Below are 17,753 nucleotides of genomic sequence, written 5' to 3' on the forward strand. Positions count from 1 at the left end.
TAAAGTAATTGATCTCCACAGCTAACATCACCATGCAGTTCGGCGCCAAGCCGCTCTTCGAGAACGTTTCGGTCAAGTTCGGCGCCGGCAACCGCTATGGTCTGATCGGTGCCAACGGTTGCGGCAAGTCGACCTTCATGAAAATCCTTGGCGGCGACCTCGAGCCGTCCGGCGGCCAGGTCATGCTGGAGCCGAACGTGCGCCTGGGCAAGCTGCGCCAGGATCAGTTCGCCTACGAACAATTCACCGTGCTCGACACCGTGATCATGGGCCACGAAGAGCTGTGGAGGGTCAAGGCCGAGCGTGACCGCATCTACTCGCTGCCGGAAATGAGCGAAGAAGACGGCATGGCCGTGGCCGAGCTGGAAACAGAGTTCGCCGAGATGGACGGCTACACCGCCGAATCCCGCGCCGGTGAGCTGCTGCTGGGCCTGGGTATTCCGCTGGAACAGCATTTCGGCCCGATGAGCGAAGTGTCGCCCGGCTGGAAACTGCGTGTACTGCTGGCCCAGGCGCTGTTCTCCGATCCTGAAGTGCTGTTGCTCGACGAACCGACCAACCACCTGGACATCAACACCATCCGCTGGCTGGAAAACATCCTGACCCAGCGCTCCAGCCTGATGATCATCATCTCTCACGACCGTCACTTCCTGAACAGCGTGTGCACTCACATGGCTGACCTGGACTACGGCGAGCTGCGCCTGTTCCCGGGCAACTACGACGAATACATGACTGTGGCGACCCAGTCCCGCGAGCAACTGCTGTCGGACAACGCCAAAAAGAAGGCGCAGATCTCCGAACTGCAATCCTTCGTCAGCCGCTTCTCGGCCAACGCCTCGAAAGCCAAGCAGGCCACATCCCGTGCCAAGGCGATCGACAAGATCCAACTGGCCGAGGTCAAGCCATCGAGCCGTGTGAGCCCGTTCATCCGTTTCGAACAGAACAAAAAGCTGCACCGTCAGGCGGTCATGGTCGAGAAGATGGCCAAGGGTTTTGACGGCAAGCCGTTGTTCAAGGACTTCAGCTTCCAGGTTGAAGCCGGCGAGCGCGTGGCGATCATCGGCCCGAACGGTATCGGCAAGACCACCCTGCTGCGCACCCTGGTCAACGAACTGACCCCGGACGCCGGCAGCATCAAGTGGACCGACGCCGCGGAACTGGGCTACTACGCCCAGGACCATGCCCATGACTTCGAAGACGACGTCACCCTGTTCGACTGGATGGGCCAGTGGACCCAGGGTGAGCAGATGATCCGTGGCACCCTGGGCCGCATGTTGTTCTCCAACGACGAAATCCAGAAGTCGGTAAAGGTGATCTCTGGTGGTGAACAGGGCCGCATGCTGTTCGGCAAGCTGATTCTGCAAAAGCCGAACGTGCTGATCATGGACGAACCGACCAACCACTTGGACATGGAGTCCATCGAAGCGTTGAACCTGGCGTTGGAGAACTACCCGGGCACGCTGATCTTCGTCAGCCACGACCGTGAGTTCGTATCGTCCCTGGCCACCCGCATCATCGAATTGAGCGCCAGCGGCGTGATCGACTTCAGCGGCACCTATGACGACTACCTGCGCAGCCAGGGTGTGGTGTTCTAAGAACAGCGCGTAGCTGCCGGACCAAACAGGTTCAAATGTGGGAGGGGGCTTGCCCCCGATGGCATTGTCTCAGTCGACAGGTGTATTGGCTGACACTCCGCTATCGGGGGCAAGCCCCCTCCCACATTTGCTACCGGGTTATGCCATCATGGCCGCACCGCCCGCCAGCGAATGAGCCCACATGCCCGCCGCCCCCTCTTCCCTGTCGATCACCCTGCAGATCGTCTCCATCGTCTTCTACACCTTTATCGCGTTCATCTGCATCGGCCTGCCGATTGCGGTGATTCCAGGCTATGTGCACGAACATCTGGGCTACAGCGCAGTCGTTGCCGGCGTCACTATTGGCTCGCAGTACCTGGCGACCCTGCTCAGTCGGCCGATGGCCGGGCGCATGTCGGACAATGTCGGCACCAAGCGTGCGATCGTGCTGGGCCTGGCCGGTATTCTGATCAGTGGCGTGCTGACGTTTATCGCCGTACTGCTTGAGCACATCCCGGCGCTGAGCCTGGCTATCCTGATCGTCGGTCGGCTGTTGCTGGGCGTGGCCCAGGGCCTGATTGGCGTAGGCACTATCAGCTGGTGCATGGGCGCGATCGGCACCGAGCACACGGCCCGTTCGATCTCCTGGAATGGCATCGCCTCCTATGGCGCCATCGCCATCGGCGCGCCGCTGGGGGTGGTGATGGTGGCCGATTATGGCTTCGCCAGCCTGGGCCTGGCGCTGGCGGGGTTGGCCGCGCTGGGCCTGGTGCTGATCCGCAATAAACCTTCGGTACCGGTGGTGCGCGGCGAGCGCTTGCCATTCTGGGCGGTGTTTGGCCGTATCGCCCCGTTTGGCGCCAGCCTGTGTCTGGCTTCGATTGGCTACGGCACGCTGACCACTTTTATCACCCTGTATTACCTGAATCGCGGCTGGACCGGCGCGGCGTATTGCCTGACGGTATTCGGGGCGTGTTTTATTCTGTCGCGTCTGGTGTTTATTTCCGCCATCAGCCGCGTCGGCGGTTTTAGCGCCGCCATTGCCTGCATGCTCATCGAAACCCTGGGCCTCACGTTGCTGTGGCTGGCGCCGTCGACCGGCGTGGCATTGATGGGCGCCGGGCTGACCGGCGTCGGTCTGTCACTGGTCTATCCGGCGCTTGGTGTGGAAGCCATCAAGCGTGTGCCGGACAGCAGCCGGGGCGCCGGGCTGAGTGCGTATGCGGTATTTTTCGACCTGGCCCTGGCGATTGCCGGGCCGTTGATGGGCGCCGTGGCACTGAACCTCGGCTACGGCTGGATCTTCTTCTGCGCGGCGCTGCTGTCGGTGACGGCGCTGGCACTGACCGTGCTGCTCAAGCGTCGCGCTTACTGATCAGCCGTCTGTAGCCCGGCGCGAGTGGCCTCGCCAAGGGTGTGACTGAAAAAGCGCCCCGCCTCGGAGACCAGGTCGCGGTGGATACCCTCACGGTCGACGCCATCGGCATCGGTGCAGATGGCCGGCATCGTCGCCAACTGGTCGCTGTCGCACGGCGCCATGAACACGAAGTGCCCTGCCCCGGCCAACAGTTTAAAGTCCGGCGGCTCCGGCAGTTTGCGCGCCAGGGCGGCGGCGTTCTTGTCCACGGCCACCAATTGGTCGCCATCGCCGCTGTAGAGCAGCACCGGCACATGCACGTCGGCCAGGGTATGGCGACCGAACATCAGGCTCAGCGGCGCCATCAGCATCAGCGCATGGATGCGCGGATCGGCCTGGGGCTGCAAGTCGTCACGGTCGACCACCAGTTCGCCTTTGGTGGTGCAGGCGTCACGGTCCTCCGGGCGCTGCTGGCAATAGCGGCGCAGGCGCTCGAAATCCGGTTTGGCACCGGCCAGGATCAGCGCGGTTTCGCCGCCGGCCGAATAGCCGATCACGCCCACCTGGTCGATGTCGACGAAGGGCGACAGCATCGGGTCGTTCAAGGCCGCGGTGATGGCCTGGGAAATCTGGATTGGCCGACCATACAAGTTGCTCACGGTGCCGAGGCGGCTGTGGTCCTTGTAGTTGTCACCGGGGTGCAGCACCGCCACCACCACAAAGCCCTTGCGCGCCAGCGAGGTGGCCAGGTCATGCAGGGCCAGCGGTGTACCGGTATTGCCGTGGGACAACATCAGCATCGGGAAACGCCCGATGGCCACCTTGGCGTCTTCGCCGGCCGCCACATGGTAGGCACCCAACGCCGTGGTGTGTTCGGCGTCGGTGGAAGGGTAAAACGCAATGGCCTTCATCGGCTGCGAATCCAGCGGGTCGAGAATGCTCATGCGATGAAAGCCCACGCTCCAATGCGGGTGCGGCGCTGGCGCGGCGTGCACTGAAAGCAGGCCGCCGCACAGGGAAAGAACCAAAACAGCACAGAGACGCATCATCGGGATGTCCACCTTTGCTGCATGAGAACCGGCAGGCCGTCTAAAAATTCCCGGGTATTGAGCCTACATTTGCATAACCTGGGCCATAACTGAAAAAACTCCGTACACCGCTCGCGCTCAGGCGATCAGAATACAGAGTTTAGGCGCCCGGCTTCAGATTGAAACCGGGCGAGGCGAACATTTACACAAGCCTTACGCGGCGGCGAACAATTGCTCGCTGATCAGCACGTTGGCATCGCTCAGCGCTTTGCTGCGAACTTCGTCGCCATAGGCCAGGCCTTCGGCGCGCACGATTTCGATATCAGTGATGCCGAGGAAGCCGAACAGCAGCTTCAAGTAGCCTTCATGGGCGGCACCGGATGCCTGGCCGGCATGCAGGCCGCCAGCGGTGGAGACGATGATGACTTTTTTGTTGCCGCACAGGCCTTCAGGGCCGGCTTCGGTGTAGCGGAACGTCTGGCCGGCGACGGCGATACGGTCGATCCAGGCCTTGAGCTGGGTCGGGATGGTGAAGTTGTACATCGGCGCACCTATCACGACGGCATCGGCGGCGAGGAACTCAGCCAGCGACGATGCACTCAGTTCGGCCTCGTGCTTTTGCGCGGCATCGCGCAGTTCGGCGGCGGTGCCCAATGCACCCAGGGTCGCGCCGGAGAAATGATTGATCCCTTCGCTGGCCAGGTCACGGTAAGTCACTTCCACGCCCGGCTCGGCGGCCTGCCACGCCTTGACCACGCCAGCGCTGAGCTGACGGGAAGCGGAGTTGTCGCCGAGAATGCTGGAATCGATATGCAAGAGTTTCATGGTGGATCTCCGAGGTGGGATCGACAGAAGCGATCAGATGGTGGTGATGCTACGCACCCATCCAATGGTCGATAAGCCACTTGCAATGCGATAGATTGTCCCACTGACAGGACAATAGGCTGAGCATGCAAGACCTTAACGACCTCTACTATTTCGCCAAAGTCGTCGAAGCCGGCGGTTTCGCCGCCGCCGGGCGGCTGTTGGGCATTCCCAAGTCGCGACTGTCGCGGCGCATTGCCGAGCTGGAAGAGCGCCTGGGCGCACGTCTGCTGCAACGCACCACGCGGCAACTGACCCTGACCTCCGTCGGCGAACGCTACCTGCGCCACTGCCAGGCAATGCTGCTGGAAGCGGAGATGGCCGATGAGGCCGTGGCGAGCATGTCCACCGAACCCCGTGGGCGCCTGCGGGTCACGTGCCCGGTCGGGCTGGCCCAGCAGATCCTGCCGGAACTGGTGGCCGGGTTTCTCGCCGCGCACCCGCTGGTGCAGTTGGACATGACCCTGGTGAACCGTCGCGTCGACCTGGTGGCCGAAGGCATCGACGTGGCGTTGCGCGTACGCGAACTGGGTGACGAAGACCCGCTGCTGGTCACCAAGCGCCTGCGCGAGGCGCACACCGTGCTGGTGGCCAGCCCGGCGCTCCTGCGCGACCGCCGGGTAGAGACCCTGGAAGACCTCAGGCAATTGCCGATCATGGGCGCACTCGAGGCGGACCGCATGGTGCACCAGCGCATCATCGACCCCCAGGGCAACGCCCATGAGCTGGTCATGGAGGCTCGCCTGGGCATCGAAGACTTTATCGTGCGCAAGACCAGCGCCCTCATGGGCGTGGGCTTCACGGTGCTGCCGATGATGTATTGCGAAGAGGAACTGGCCAACGGCCGGCTGGTGCAGCTGTTACCGCAATGGTCGTTACCCGGTGGCTGGCTGCAGGCCGTGTATCCGCACCGGCGCGGCGTGCTGCCGGCGATCCGCGCCTGGATCGACTATATGGAAGAGGGCTTCAAGGGCTGCGGAGATCGTCTGTTATGAGCATGAGCGAAGCACAGGTCGCAGCGTTTTGCCTGAGCCTGCCTGGCGCGCGCGAGGACTACAAATGGGGCGGTGTGCGGGTGTTCTCGATTGCCGGCAACAAGATGTTCGCGTTGCAGAACCTGCGCGGCGATTCATTGGCATTCAAGGTCGACAAGGCGCTGTTCCTCGGCCACGTCGACCGCCCGGGCATCCACCCGGCGCCCTACCTGGCACGCGCGCAGTGGATCATCATGAACACGCCCTACCCGCTCGGGCCCGAGGAACTGCGTGGCTTGTTGCAGCGCTCGCACCAGTTGGTGGTAAGCAAGCTGCCCAAGCGCATGCAGGTCGGGTTAATGCTAGAGGATCGAGAGTAGCGTGCCGCCGAGAAACAGTTGGTCCAGCCAGAACACCTGGTGCAGCAGTACGATCACCCAGAACAGCACCTGGTAGGACACCTTGCGCGTCTTGTGCCGGAACACCTGCTGCGCGATCAGTGCCCCCGGCCAACCGCCCGCCAGTTCGACAGCGTGCAGGATGTTCTCCGGGACGCGCCGGCCCTCTGTCTGCGCCTTGCGCTTGTCGCTCCAGTACAGAAAGAACGCCATCACGCTGACCACCCCGTAGGCTGCCAGCGGCATGACCGTCTCGCCACGATGCCACAGCAGCGCCGAACCCAGCAGCGGCGCGGCGCACAGCAGCACGAAGAGCAACGCCTTCAAGCGTGGGTGTTGAATGTTCACGGCTTGACGGCCGTCCAGTCGATCCAGCCGAATTGCCAGGTTGCCAGGATCACCAGGCCGAACGCGATGCGGTACCAGGCAAAGGCCGCGTAGCTGTGGTTGGCGATGAATTTGAGCAGGCCCTTGACCGCGATCATCGCAAAGATGAACGAGGTGACAAAGCCAATGGCGAACACCGGCAGGTCCGCCGGCTGGAACAGGTCGCGGTATTTGTAGCCCGAGTACAGCGCGGCACCGACCATGGTCGGCATGGCCAGGAAGAACGAAAACTCGGTGGCGGTCTTGCGTGACAGGCCGAACAACAGGCCGCCGATGATCGTCGCGCCGGAGCGTGAAGTGCCCGGGATCATGGCCAGGCACTGGGCCATGCCGACCTTGAGCGCGTCCTTCCAGGTGATCTCGTCGACGCTTTCGGCATGAACGGCATGTTGGCGACGTTCCGCCCACAACATGATCACACCGCCCACCACCAGGGCCGTGGCCACGGTGATCGGGTTGAACAGGTAATGCTTGATCAGGTCAGCGAAAATCACCCCCAGCACCACCGCCGGCAACACCGCGATGATCAGGTTCACGGTGAACCGCTGGGCATTGCGCTGAGTCGGCAAGCCGATGACCACGTCGAGGATCTTGCGGCGAAACTCCCAGACCACGGCAAGGATCGCGCCCAGCTGGATAATGATGTTGAAAGCCTCGAAACGCTCGCCGCCGAAATTGATCAGGTCGGCGACGATAATCTGGTGGCCGGTGCTGGAGATCGGCAGAAACTCCGTCAGCCCCTCGACTACGCCAAGAATCAATGCCTGTATGGCGGTCCAAAAATCCATGCTTTCTCCAAAGGTCACGCGCCTGGCATGCCTCTTAGTGTTTTTTAAAGTTCACTGACAACGAGCGCACTGCCGCGCCCGGCGTTGATTCTCAATGCCGGACTGCAAAAATTCCGTGAAAAATCAGGCAGTACTCAGGTTTTTCGATTACGGGCCGAAAGCCTATCAGACAAGCCGTAAAAGTCGATGCAACACCCACAATTATAAAAGGCACGGAGTGACAGGACGATGAACAGTTTGCGCAATATGTCGATCAGCCGGCGTCTCTGGCTGATCCTGATAGTCGCCGTGCTGATGCTGCTGACCTTGGGCGCCTTGATGCTCAAACAGATCCATGACGACCTTTACCAGGCCAAGCGCCAGCAGACCCAGCACGTGGTGCAAACCGCCAGCGGCGTGCTCGGCTACTACCAGAACCTGGAAAAGACCGGGACACTCACCCGCGCAGCGGCGCAGCAACAAGCCCTGAGCGCGGTGCGCGGCCTGCGCTACGACCACGATGACTACTTCTGGATCAACGACCTCACCCCCGTGATGATCATGCACGCGGCCAACCCCAAGTTGGACGGCCAGAACCTCTCGGCGATCCGCGATCCGGACGGGTTTGCGGTGTTCAATGAATTCGTGAGCCTGGCCAAGGCCAAGGGCGCCGGCATCGTCAATTACCGCTGGCCGAAGCCCGGGGCCGATGCGCCCGTGCAGAAAACCTCGTACATCCAGCTGTTCGAACCCTGGGGCTGGATCATCGGCTCGGGCGTCTATGTGGATGACGTGCAGGCCGAGTTCACCGGCCAGGTGTGGAAAGCCTCCGCTATCGGCCTGGCCATTGCATTGGTCATGACCCTGCTGGTGCTCCTGATCGCGCGCAGTATCGTGCAGCCCTTGCAGGCGGCGGTGAATGCCATGGCCAACATCGCCAGCGGCGAAAGCGACCTGACCCGCAGCCTCGACACCCACGGGCGTGACGAGGTCACCCAGCTCTCGCAGCATTTCAATACTTTCACCGCCAAATTGCGCCAGGTGGTCGGACAATTGCAGGTGTGTGCCAACGCCCTGGGCGAGTCGTCGAGCGAGTTGGGCCATAACGCCAGCCAGGCCCACGACCGCAGCCAGCAACAGTCGCAACAGATGGAATTGGTGGCCACCGCTATCAATGAAGTCACCTACGGCGTGCAGGACGTGGCCAAGAATGCCGAGCACGCCGCCAGCGAAATGCGCGATGCCCAGGCCCAGGCGCAGCAAGGCCAGGTCAACATCGACAGCAGTCTGCAGCAGATCGACCAGCTCTCGGGCACCATCAGCCAGGCCGTTGAGGTGATCCGCACGCTGTCCAGCGAGAGCACCCAGATCGGCGGTGTGCTGGAGGTGATTCGCTCGATTGCCGACCAGACCAACCTGCTCGCCCTTAACGCCGCCATCGAAGCCGCACGGGCCGGCGAACAGGGCCGCGGGTTTGCCGTAGTGGCCGACGAGGTCCGCTTGCTGGCCCAGCGCACGCAGAAATCCACGGCTGAGATCCAGGCAATGATCGAGCGCCTGCAAGGGCATTCGGAAGCGGCGGTCAAAGTGATCAGCGACAGCCACAGCGCCTCGCAACTGACCATCGAGCAAGCCGGGCTGGCCGGCGCAAGCCTCAGTGCCATCGGCCAGGCGCTGCAGAACCTCAACGGCCTGAATGCCTCGATTGCCAGTGCCACCCTGCAACAGGCCCATGTGGTGGAAGATATCAACCAGAACGTCACCCAGGCGGCCGGACTGTCCCACAGCACTGCGCTGGCGGCTGAACAGTCGAGCGTGGCCAGTGCGCAGTTGCGTGGCTTGAGCGAGCAGCTTGACGGGTTGTTGCGTCAGTTCCGAATCTAGCCCTGGGTTAAATTGTGGGACGGGGCAAGCCCCCGTGACGGCTGGACAGCCGACGCGTTTCTACCTGACGCTCCGAGGTCAAAATGTGGGAGGGGGCTTGCCCCCGATGGCGGCCTCCGGGACGACCAGGATGCTGGATTGGACCGAGTACATATCCGTTTCTGCGGTCACGGCTGCTATGGGTTCCGCTTTTACAGCGGCTCACTTTTGAAAAGCGCAAAAGTAAGCAAAACGCTCTTGCCCCACCACTCGGCACCTCGCTCAGGCTCGGTGTGCCCTCTCTCCGGCTTGAATCCGTGGGCCGCCGCAATGGGCCATCCATGGCCCAGTGCGGCTACCCCGGCGTCCTGCCGGGTTGCCCACGGATTCAAGCCTGCGTTCGGCCAGCGTGGTTTAACGGGGCGCCTAAGATCACGATCAAAAGCCAGATCAAGAGCAAGAGCAAGAGCGGCCCGCTTCGCATCGTGGTTACGTTTGGGCGCTATAGGGTGTGTAGTCATCTATGACCATCGGGGGCTTACCCTAATGCCAGTCAGTTAAGCGAACGAAATGCTTAAAGCAGCGAAGATCCCCTGTGGGAGGGGGCTTGCCCCCGATGACGTCGGCCCAGCAAACACTGATGTTGGTTGAACGACCGCTATCGGGGGCAAGCCCCCTCCCACAGAGGATCTGCGCTGACTGACCGGCATTAGGGCAAGCCCCCTCCCAGATTTACCTGCTGTGTTTTGAGGATCGTCCACCTCTGGGTACAATTACCGCCCTCTCCCACTCCCCAAGGAACCGCCATGTCCGGGCTTGAATTGTTCGCCGCCGTACTGGGGGTGATCGCCGTCTGGCTGACGGTCAAGCAGAACCCTTGGTGCTGGCCCATCGGCCTGGTGATGGTGCTGCTCTATACCTGGGTGTTCTACGACGTAAAGCTTTACTCCGACATGTTGCTGCAAGTGGTGTACGCCGCCTTGCAACTCTATGGCTGGTGGCAATGGACCCGCGCCGGCGCGGTCAAGCAGGGACGCCAGGTCTCCCGTCTGGGCATGCCGGCGGTCATGGCCGGCCTGGCCGTCGGCGCTGTCGGTAGCCTGTTGCTCGGCGCCGCCATGGCTCACTGGACCGACGCCGCCCAGCCCTGGCTTGACGCGGCCCTCACCGGCTTCAGCCTGGTGGCGCAGCTGTGGATGGCGCAAAAACGCGTGCAGTGCTGGCCGTTGTGGATCGCGCTGGATGTGATTTTCGTCGGACTGTTCCTCTACAAAGGCCTCTACCTCACCGCCGTGCTGTATGCGCTGTTTACCGTGATTGCCGTGCAAGGCTGGCGTGAATGGCGCGCCGACCCGGCGTTGCACCCATGAAGGTGGTGGTACTGGCAGGTCCGGAATCGAGTGGTAAAAGCTGGCTGGCCGCAGAGCTGCATGCGCACTTCGGCGGGCTGATGGTGGGTGAATATGTGCGCTCTTTCATCGACGAACATCAACGCGATACCTGCCTGGCGGATATCCCGGCGATTGCCCGGGGCCAGTTGGCCTGGGAGGATGCGGCGCGCGCCAGGCGCCCGGCGCTGCTGATCCTCGATACTCACCTGCTGACCAACAGGCTCTGGAGCCAGACGCTGTTTGGCGACTACCCAGGCTGGCTCGACAGCGAACTGCTGGCCCGTCATTACGACTTGCATCTGCTGCTGTCCCCGGAGGACGTGGAATGGAGCGCCGACGGCCAGCGCTGCCAACCGCAACTGGCGGACCGCCGGGCGTTCTTCCAGGCCGGCCTGGACTGGATGCATGCGCATCACCAGCCAGTGATGGTGATCAGGGGTGATTGGCAAGCGCGCCGGGAAGCAGCGTTTGCTGCCGTCGAGCGCCTGCTCGCGTCTGTTACGACCGATTAACGTTTTTTGCGCGTGCCGATCTCAATCCAAGTGGGCGCATGGTCACTGGCATGCGCCTCGTTGCGCACCCAGGCGTCGACGCCGGCATTCTTCAGATAGGGCTTGAGCGCGGGGTTGAGCAACAGATGGTCGATGCGCAGGCCTGAATTCTTCTGCCAGTGCTGGCGGAAATAATCCCAGAACGTATACACCCGTTCTTCGGGGTACAAATGCCGTAATGAATCTGTCCAGCCCTGTTCCAGCAGGCGCTGATAGCAGGCTCGGCTCTCGGGTTGCAACAGCGCATCCTTGAGCCAGGAGCGCGGGTTGTAGATGTCCAGGTCGGTGGGTACCACGTTGAAATCCCCGGCCAGCAGCACCGGATGATCACTGGCCTGCAACGCCCGGGCGTAGTCGATCAGGCGTTCGAACCAGGCCAGTTTGTAATCGAATTTCGGCCCCGGTTGCGGGTTGCCATTGGGCAGGTACAAGCAGCCGACCAACACGCCATGCACGGCCGCTTCGATGTAGCGGCTTTGATCGTCGCTGTCGTCACCAGGCAGGCCGCGCCGGCTCTCCAGCGGCTGGGCGTCCCTGGCCAGAATCGCCACCCCGTTCCACGAGGCCTGGCCCAGGCAAATCGCGCCGTAGCCAGCCGCTTCGAAATCGGCATAGGGAAACAGGCTTTCCGGCGCCTTGAGCTCTTGCAGGCAAACGACGTCCGGCTGCTCGCGCGCCAGCCACTGCAGGAGGTTGGGCAGACGGGCACGAATGCCGTTGATATTGAAGGTGGCGATTTTCAACGCTTTCATGGGATGGGGTCCTCTCGGGGCTCTTGGGGTAGAGCCCGAAAAGGTCGCGGATGTTCCATGCAGCAGCGAGTGGCGTGTCAGTAACCCAGCGATAGCCCAGTATTGCGACGCGGGTCGTTCGCGCCATAGAAGCGGTTGTTGCCCACCGGTTTGCCATCCAGGGCCGGAGCACCCACCAGGATGGCGGCCACGTGGTTGGCATCCTGGGGACCGGCGAACGTGTGGCCCCAGCTTTCGAGGATCTTGCGGGTATCCGGGCTGACCGCAAAGGTTTCAAGGTTGGTGGCCTGCGGCATCCATTGCTGGTGGAAACGCGGCGCGTCTACGGCCTCCTGGATGTTCATCTTGTAGTCGATGACATTCAGGATGGTCAGTAAGGTCGCCGTGATGATGCGGCTGCCGCCCGGCGTGCCCGCCACCATGACCACCTTGCCATCCCGCGTGACGATGGTCGGGCTCATCGACGACAACGGCGTCTTGCCCGCCGCGATGGCATTGGCTTCACCCTGGACCAGCCCGTACATGTTCGGCACGCCGACCTTGGCGGTGAAGTCGTCCATTTCGTCATTGAGGATCACACCGGTCCTGCTCGCCATCACACCCGCGCCAAACCAGTCGTTGAGGGTGTAGGTGACGGAAACCGCGTTGCCCCAGGTGTCGACGATGGAATAGTGGGTGGTGTTATTGCCTTCATGGGGCGATACCCCAGGCTTGATCGCCTGGGAATCCCCGGCCTTGTGCGGCTCGATGGCGTCGCGCAGTTTCGCCGCGTAGTTTTTATCCAGCAGATGCGCGATCGGGTTCTTCACGAAATCCGGGTCGCCAAGATAGCTGTTGCGGTCCACATACGCGTGACGCATCGCTTCGATCTGGTAATGCAGGCCCTGGGCCGAGTGATAGCCCAGGTCCGCCATCGGGTAGCCTTCGAGGATATTCATGATCTGGCAGATCACCACGCCACCGGAGCTTGGCGGTGGCGCCGAGACCACATGGTAGCCACGGTAGTCGCACTCGATGGGCGCCAGTTCGCGGGGTTTGTATGCGTCCAGGTCCGCCTGGGTAATCAGCCCCTTGCCGGCCTGGCTGGAGTCCACCAGGGCCTTGGCGACCCAACCTTTATAGAAGCCATCGCTGCCCTTGGCGGACACTTCCTTGAGGGTCCTGGCCAGGTCCTTCTGCACCAGCGTCTGGCCGACCTGCAGCGGCTGCCCGTTGTGCAGGAAGATCGCGCGCAGATCCTGATCTTTTTCAAACTCGCCGGTGGCGGTGTGCAGCAGGTCGATGTCGCCCTGCTCCAGGGCAAAACCGTTTTCTGCCAGCTTGATCGCCGGCGCAATCACTTGGGCGCGCTTGAGGGTGCCGTATTTGTTCAGGGCCAGCTCCATGCCGGAAACGGTGCCGGGCACAGCGACAGCCAGGTGACCCTTGGTGCTCAAGCCCTCGATGACGTTGCCGTCTTTATCCAGGTACATATTGGCCGTCGCCGCCAGCGGGGCTTTTTCGCGAAAGTCGAGGAACGTCTTGCGCCCGTCCGCCAGTTGCACGGTCATGAACCCACCGCCGCCCAGATTGCCCGCCGCCGGGTACACCACGGCCAGGGCGTAACCGACCGCAACGGCCGCATCCACCGCATTGCCACCGGCCTTGAGCACATCCACACCCACCTGCGTTGCCAAATGCTGGGCGGTGACCACCATGCCATTTTCCCCGGCCACCGGAGCCTGGGAAGCGGCCTGCACACCACTGACCGTCAACACCAGGGCAGTGGCAATCAAGGTGCGGTTGAAGGCTTGGTATTTCATCCGTGACTACTCGAGTGATTGAGATGCACCAAAATAGCCCTTCCCTGATGCGATCCCCAGCGCAATGGCGTTTTTATGACAGAGCTTGTCGGTGATGGAACGGTGGCCCGCAATATTCAGCGCTGGCCTATAAAATGAATGGCGCTAGAATCAGCGCCACTCTTTATACCCCCCTGATACGAGCGCCCCATGAGCTTTGATTTCGACACGATCCACCCACGCCTCGGCACCGGCAGCACCAAGTGGAACCGCTACCCGCAAGACGTGTTGCCGATGTGGATCGCCGACATGGACATCGCCGCCCCGCCCGCCGTGCTTGAGGCCCTGCATGCGCGGCTCGACCAGCAGGTGCTTGGCTACAGCGTCGCCGGCCCGGATGTGCGCGAGGCGATCATCGCCGACCTGTGGGCCAAGTACGCCTGGCGGGTGGAACCGGATGAGCTGTTGTTCCTGCCTGGCGTCGAGCCGGGTTTCAATATGGCGTTGCACGCGTTCGTCCAGCCGGGCCAGCCGGTGGTGCTGCAAACGCCTAACTATCGGCCGATTCGCCTCGCGCCAGGCCACTGGAACCTGCCGCGCATCGAAGTGCCGTTCGAGCGGGTTGATGGCCATTACCGCACGCCGCTGGCGGCCATGCGCGATGCCTTGAGCGGTGCCGGGGCGCTGCTGCTGAGCAACCCGCACAACCCGATCGGCAAGGTCTTTCCCCGCGAGGAGCTGTTGGCGATCGCGCAGGCGTGCATGGAAAACGGCACGCTGATCATCTCCGATGAAATTCATGCCGAGCTGTGCTTTGACGGCCGTCGCCATATTCCCACCGCCAGCCTCGGCCCCGAGATTGCGCAGCGCACCATCACACTGATGTCGGCCAGCAAGGCCTATAACGTCGCCGGCCTGAAGACCTGTTTCGCGGTGATCCAGAATGCCGCGATTCGCGAGCGTTTCAATCAGGCCCGTTGCGGCATGGTCGACAGTGTCAGCCCCCTGGGCCTGGAAGCCACCCGCGCCGCCTACAGCGAATGCGGCGACTGGCTCCAAGCGCTGGTGCACTACCTGCAAGCCAACCGCGACTATCTGCTCAATGCCGTGCAAACCCGCCTGCCCGGCGTGGTGATGCATGCGCCAGAGGGAACCTTCCTGGCCTGGCTCGATTGCAGCGCCCTGGGCCTGGAGGATCCGCAGCAATTTTTCCTGGAGCAGGCCAAGGTTGGGTTGAGTGCCGGGATCGAGTTTGGCGATGACAGCCAACAGTTCGTGCGCCTGAACTTCGGCTGCCCACGGGCGATGCTGGAAGAAGGTCTGCAACGGATGGAGCGCAGCTTGAAAAACCGCTGAATGGGGAATGGAACCGCAGAAGGCTTTTTCAGCACTCAAGGAAGTCCTCTTGTGCGGCTGAAACCTTCTCGGAGCTTTGCGCCCTATGTTGTCGACACCTCCTGCAACTATCGGCCCTGTGCCGGTCAGGGAATCATTCAAACCGAACCATGCACCGCGCGAACCTGCGTCGGTCGCCTCGGTTCGAGATACTGCTGACACCCGTGGCACGCAGCGGCCCATGCGCCTTGGGGGATTGAAACATCCACTGGCGAACCCACCCGGCTTGCGTGCCGACATCAAAACGGTGGAGGTTGAAATGGGCCGGTCAGTCTCCCTGAGTAAAGGTCATGATGCGCTCGCTACCCGCAGTTTGTCAGACTGCTCGGCGTTGGCCGTGCTCACCGGCTGGGACGGATCCACCTACCAGAACCGCACCCTGATGCACCTGACCGGCAGCAACCTGGAACTGGGCCTGAACCCTGGAAATAGCGATACGCGAACATTGATGCACAGACTGCAGGCATCATTGGACAAGAACAGCCATGTCATCCTGGTAGGCGGGGTCAATTCGAGCTCCCTGCAAGGCATGGCAACGACCATCGGGCAAACCCTGCACGGCGAACAGCCGCTGCGGGACCTGCTCAATGGCCGCTCCGGCGCGGCAGTGACCCTGGCCAGTTCCGCCGGCATCACGATCAATGCCGATGGCACATTCAAGTTGCTTGAGGGAACCGGTAGAGGAGTACTGAGCCGCGAAGACATCGCCAGAGTATTTGATCGCGTCGATTGAAAGCGCCCGTCTGACGCTTTTTAAAGTTTTGCGATGGATACTTCAGTGGACTTCACGAAGGCAATCACTTCACTGCCCACTTTCAACTCCAGGTCACGTACCGAGCGGGTGGTGATGACCGAAGTGACAATGCCGGATGCGGTTTGCACGTCGATTTCCGACACCACTTCACCCAGCAGGATTTCCTTGATCGTGCCTTTGAACTGGTTGCGCACGTTGATCGCTTTAATGGTCATGTCGGCTTCCTTTTGGCTGTTGGGTCAATCCGCACGAATGCGCAGGCCCTTAAAATGCGCCCTGCAGCACAACAACAAAAGGAATATATAAGTCTTTATTTATTCGATATGAGTATAAAAACCACTACTCTGCCCCACTCTTCAAGAAAGCATGACCCAATAGCGTGTCCGCGCCTGTACGCGCAACCTCAGGCTGGAGGCCAGCAGGTCGAGGATGCGATCGGTGTCGTCCAGGCGAAAACTGCCGGTGACCCGCAACGTTTCCAGGCGCGGGTCCCAGCGCAGCACGCCCGGCCGGTAACGCGCCAACTCACGCAGGAAATCCCCCAACAACTGGTTCTGCGCGGTCAGTACGCCGTCGCGCCAGCCCAGTTGCAGCGCATCGAACGCCATCCAGGCGCCGAGCCCGTTGCTTTTCAACGGCGCTTGCTGCCTTTGTTGCAAGGTTGCCGTTCGCCCGTCCAGGTCGCGTACCCGGACTGAACCCTTGAGCACCGACACCAGACAACCGGCGTCCAGTTGCCGAACACACACTTGCGCCTGGCTGACCGTCAGCTCGCCGTAACGCGTCTGTACGCTCATCGCCGTCGCGGCAGGTACATTCAACGCCAGCTCACCCTCGACCAGGGTGATCCGCCGCTGCGCCGGGTCCAGGTCAACCGCCGTCGCGGTATTGAGTTGCACGCTGGCGCCGTCAGCCAATGCCATGCGCGTGCGTTCCCCCGTGGCCGTGTGCAGGTCGGCGCGCCAGGTCTCGATGGGCAATTGCCGGCTGAGCAGCCAGGCCGTCGGCAACAAAGCCGCAACGCCCAGCGCGCGCTTGAGCACTGCGCGCCGTCCGGGTTGCGCACGATCAAGGCTGGCCATCGCCAGGGCCTGGGGCAAGTCGCTGAAACGCTGGCGCAGGGCCTGCGCGCTTTGCCAGGTCTGTTCGTGCTGCGGATGGCTGTCACGCCAGTGCTGCAGCGCCGCGTGATCGCGTTCGGTGGCCGCGCCTGACTCCAGCAGCGCCAGCCACTGGGCGGCGGCGCGGGCAACGTCGCGGTTCACAGGTTCACCAGCAGGCAGTGTTCGTAGGCCTGGGCCATGTAGCGCTTTACCGTGCGCTCGCAAACGTCGAGGCGTGCGGCGATCTCCCGATAGCCCAGGCCTTCCAGCTGGCTCCACAGAAAGGCGCGGCGCACGTGCGCCGGTAAACCATCAAGCAGGTCGTCGAGGGCGTGCAAGGTTTCCAGCAACAACCAGCGTTGCTCCGGCGAAGGCACGCAGGCCTGCGGCAGGCTTGCCAAGGCATTCAGGTAAGCCTGCTCGAGGCTGCGCCGTTGATGGAAATTCACCAGCAGGCGCTTGCCGACCGTCACCAGATACGCCCGCGGCTCCTGCATCTGCCCGATCGGCTGCGCGCTGGCAAGCACGCGCAGAAACGTATCCTGACTCAGGTCCGCAGCATCCCAGGCGTTGCCCAAACGCCTGCGCAGCCAGCTTTCCAGCCAGCTGTGATGGTCGCGGTACAGGCTCGACACGGTCAGCTCGGGGGCGTGGGTCGGTACAACAGCATCATTCATGGCAAGCGACCTGCACGGCGCGACTGAGTCTCAAATGAGATTCATTCTATTTAATGTTGCGCCGCTATACCATGATCTTTTCAACATGACGTTTACACATTCAAACGATCTTCTGCGCGTTGACCAACCCTGTTACA

The 17,753-nt window shown here is 62.1% G+C and carries 18 protein-coding genes; 9 read left to right on the forward strand and 9 right to left on the reverse strand.

Annotation, left to right across the window (positions count from 1 at the left end; all coding sequences use genetic code 11):
• Window positions 1-8 precede the first annotated feature (8 nt).
• A complete protein-coding gene (locus tag MRY17_RS13810; protein ID WP_082632055.1) occupies window positions 9-1,595 on the forward strand; it encodes an ABC-F family ATPase in 1,587 nt (528 codons plus the stop codon).
• A gap of 181 nt (window positions 1,596-1,776) precedes the next feature.
• Window positions 1,777-2,949, forward strand: a complete 1,173-nt coding sequence (locus tag MRY17_RS13815) for an MFS transporter (protein WP_191956353.1) — start codon at window positions 1,777-1,779, stop codon at window positions 2,947-2,949.
• Here the strand turns inward: MRY17_RS13815 and MRY17_RS13820 are convergent.
• On the reverse strand, window positions 2,943-3,980 hold the full coding sequence (locus MRY17_RS13820; protein WP_181283617.1) for an alpha/beta hydrolase family protein: 1,038 nt from the start codon (window positions 3,978-3,980) through the stop codon (window positions 2,943-2,945). The genes MRY17_RS13815 and MRY17_RS13820 overlap by 7 nt on opposite strands.
• A gap of 192 nt (window positions 3,981-4,172) precedes the next feature.
• Window positions 4,173-4,784, reverse strand: coding sequence for an FMN-dependent NADH-azoreductase (locus MRY17_RS13825; protein WP_181283616.1), 612 nt, complete (start codon window positions 4,782-4,784; stop codon window positions 4,173-4,175).
• A 125-nt stretch (window positions 4,785-4,909) separates the two neighbouring features.
• Between MRY17_RS13825 and MRY17_RS13830 the strand changes: the two genes are divergently transcribed.
• Window positions 4,910-5,818: a LysR substrate-binding domain-containing protein gene (locus MRY17_RS13830; protein ID WP_181283615.1), complete on the forward strand. Its 909-nt coding sequence runs from the start codon at window positions 4,910-4,912 to the stop codon at window positions 5,816-5,818.
• Window positions 5,815-6,177, forward strand: coding sequence for an MmcQ/YjbR family DNA-binding protein (locus tag MRY17_RS13835; protein WP_191952311.1), 363 nt, complete (start codon window positions 5,815-5,817; stop codon window positions 6,175-6,177). Before MRY17_RS13830 ends, MRY17_RS13835 begins: the two co-directional genes overlap by 4 nt.
• Here MRY17_RS13835 and MRY17_RS13840 read toward each other — a convergent pair.
• Together MRY17_RS13840 and MRY17_RS13845 are read right to left on the reverse strand one after the other, a co-directional pair.
• Window positions 6,160-6,543 carry a DUF1294 domain-containing protein gene (locus MRY17_RS13840; RefSeq protein ID WP_181283613.1) on the reverse strand — a complete coding sequence of 128 codons (384 nt, stop codon included), beginning with the start codon at window positions 6,541-6,543 and terminating at the stop codon, window positions 6,160-6,162. The two genes, MRY17_RS13835 and MRY17_RS13840, sit on opposite strands and share 18 nt — an antisense overlap.
• Complete coding sequence (locus MRY17_RS13845) at window positions 6,540-7,370, reverse strand: undecaprenyl-diphosphate phosphatase (protein ID WP_057725257.1); 831 nt, start codon at window positions 7,368-7,370, stop codon at window positions 6,540-6,542. The genes MRY17_RS13840 and MRY17_RS13845 overlap by 4 nt, the downstream gene beginning before the upstream one ends.
• Before the next feature lie 228 nt (window positions 7,371-7,598).
• On the opposite strand from MRY17_RS13845, the gene MRY17_RS13850 reads away from it, so the two are divergent.
• The 3 genes from MRY17_RS13850 (at window position 7,599) to MRY17_RS13860 (ending at window position 11,115) form a co-directional block, all read left to right on the forward strand.
• Window positions 7,599-9,233 (forward strand): methyl-accepting chemotaxis protein, encoded by a 1,635-nt coding sequence (locus tag MRY17_RS13850; RefSeq protein WP_181283612.1) that lies wholly within the window; start codon window positions 7,599-7,601, stop codon window positions 9,231-9,233.
• Between the two features lie 785 nt (window positions 9,234-10,018).
• On the forward strand, window positions 10,019-10,582 hold the full coding sequence (gene pnuC, locus MRY17_RS13855) for a nicotinamide riboside transporter PnuC (protein WP_181285013.1): 564 nt from the start codon (window positions 10,019-10,021) through the stop codon (window positions 10,580-10,582).
• Window positions 10,579-11,115 (forward strand): AAA family ATPase, encoded by a 537-nt coding sequence (locus MRY17_RS13860; protein ID WP_191953729.1) that lies wholly within the window; start codon window positions 10,579-10,581, stop codon window positions 11,113-11,115. Before pnuC ends, MRY17_RS13860 begins: the two co-directional genes overlap by 4 nt.
• Here the strand turns inward: MRY17_RS13860 and xth are convergent.
• Window positions 11,112-11,906: an exodeoxyribonuclease III gene (xth, locus tag MRY17_RS13865; protein ID WP_243352318.1), complete on the reverse strand. Its 795-nt coding sequence runs from the start codon at window positions 11,904-11,906 to the stop codon at window positions 11,112-11,114. The genes MRY17_RS13860 and xth overlap by 4 nt on opposite strands.
• Before the next feature lie 77 nt (window positions 11,907-11,983).
• Complete coding sequence (ggt, locus tag MRY17_RS13870; protein ID WP_243352319.1) at window positions 11,984-13,708, reverse strand: gamma-glutamyltransferase; 1,725 nt, start codon at window positions 13,706-13,708, stop codon at window positions 11,984-11,986.
• Between the two features lie 189 nt (window positions 13,709-13,897).
• Here ggt and MRY17_RS13875 point away from each other — a divergent pair, with 189 nt between their 5' ends.
• Together MRY17_RS13875 and MRY17_RS13880 are read left to right on the forward strand one after the other, a co-directional pair.
• Window positions 13,898-15,043 (forward strand): MalY/PatB family protein, encoded by a 1,146-nt coding sequence (locus MRY17_RS13875; RefSeq protein WP_181285009.1) that lies wholly within the window; start codon window positions 13,898-13,900, stop codon window positions 15,041-15,043.
• Window positions 15,044-15,341: 298 nt separating this feature from the next.
• Window positions 15,342-15,815, forward strand: a complete 474-nt coding sequence (locus tag MRY17_RS13880; RefSeq protein ID WP_243352320.1) for a hypothetical protein — start codon at window positions 15,342-15,344, stop codon at window positions 15,813-15,815.
• A gap of 20 nt (window positions 15,816-15,835) precedes the next feature.
• On the opposite strand, the gene MRY17_RS13885 is transcribed toward MRY17_RS13880, so the two are convergent.
• The 3 genes from MRY17_RS13885 to MRY17_RS13895 form a co-directional block, all read right to left on the reverse strand.
• Window positions 15,836-16,051, reverse strand: coding sequence for a TOBE domain-containing protein (locus MRY17_RS13885; RefSeq protein WP_057725249.1), 216 nt, complete (start codon window positions 16,049-16,051; stop codon window positions 15,836-15,838).
• Between the two features lie 141 nt (window positions 16,052-16,192).
• The gene (locus tag MRY17_RS13890; RefSeq protein WP_243352321.1) at window positions 16,193-17,101 is read right to left on the reverse strand and encodes a FecR domain-containing protein; all 909 of its coding nucleotides are present in this window, start codon (window positions 17,099-17,101) and stop codon (window positions 16,193-16,195) included.
• Complete coding sequence (locus MRY17_RS13895; RefSeq protein ID WP_181285006.1) at window positions 17,098-17,616, reverse strand: sigma-70 family RNA polymerase sigma factor; 519 nt, start codon at window positions 17,614-17,616, stop codon at window positions 17,098-17,100. The genes MRY17_RS13890 and MRY17_RS13895 overlap by 4 nt, the downstream gene beginning before the upstream one ends.
• Window positions 17,617-17,753 lie beyond the last annotated feature (137 nt).

The sequence above is a fragment of the Pseudomonas orientalis genome (assembly GCF_022807995.1).
In the GTDB taxonomy this organism is placed as follows: Bacteria; Pseudomonadota; Gammaproteobacteria; order Pseudomonadales; family Pseudomonadaceae; genus Aquipseudomonas; species Aquipseudomonas orientalis_B.

Bases quoted from the DNA above. Each gene is read 5' to 3' on its own strand.
- MRY17_RS13815 (WP_191956353.1), top strand. From the start codon at position 1,777: ATGCCCGCCGCCCCCTCTTCCCTGTCGATCACCCTGCAGATCGTCTCC.
- MRY17_RS13820 (WP_181283617.1), bottom strand. From the start codon at position 3,980: ATGATGCGTCTCTGTGCTGTTTTGGTTCTTTCCCTGTGCGGCGGCCTG.
- MRY17_RS13825 (WP_181283616.1), bottom strand. From the start codon at position 4,784: ATGAAACTCTTGCATATCGATTCCAGCATTCTCGGCGACAACTCCGCT.
- MRY17_RS13830 (WP_181283615.1), top strand. From the start codon at position 4,910: ATGCAAGACCTTAACGACCTCTACTATTTCGCCAAAGTCGTCGAAGCC.
- MRY17_RS13835 (WP_191952311.1), top strand. From the start codon at position 5,815: ATGAGCATGAGCGAAGCACAGGTCGCAGCGTTTTGCCTGAGCCTGCCT.
- MRY17_RS13845 (WP_057725257.1), bottom strand. From the start codon at position 7,370: ATGGATTTTTGGACCGCCATACAGGCATTGATTCTTGGCGTAGTCGAG.
- MRY17_RS13850 (WP_181283612.1), top strand. From the start codon at position 7,599: ATGAACAGTTTGCGCAATATGTCGATCAGCCGGCGTCTCTGGCTGATC.
- pnuC (WP_181285013.1), top strand. From the start codon at position 10,019: ATGTCCGGGCTTGAATTGTTCGCCGCCGTACTGGGGGTGATCGCCGTC.
- MRY17_RS13860 (WP_191953729.1), top strand. From the start codon at position 10,579: ATGAAGGTGGTGGTACTGGCAGGTCCGGAATCGAGTGGTAAAAGCTGG.
- xth (WP_243352318.1), bottom strand. From the start codon at position 11,906: ATGAAAGCGTTGAAAATCGCCACCTTCAATATCAACGGCATTCGTGCC.
- ggt (WP_243352319.1), bottom strand. From the start codon at position 13,708: ATGAAATACCAAGCCTTCAACCGCACCTTGATTGCCACTGCCCTGGTG.
- MRY17_RS13875 (WP_181285009.1), top strand. From the start codon at position 13,898: ATGAGCTTTGATTTCGACACGATCCACCCACGCCTCGGCACCGGCAGC.
- MRY17_RS13880 (WP_243352320.1), top strand. From the start codon at position 15,342: ATGGGCCGGTCAGTCTCCCTGAGTAAAGGTCATGATGCGCTCGCTACC.
- MRY17_RS13885 (WP_057725249.1), bottom strand. From the start codon at position 16,051: ATGACCATTAAAGCGATCAACGTGCGCAACCAGTTCAAAGGCACGATC.
- MRY17_RS13895 (WP_181285006.1), bottom strand. From the start codon at position 17,616: ATGAATGATGCTGTTGTACCGACCCACGCCCCCGAGCTGACCGTGTCG.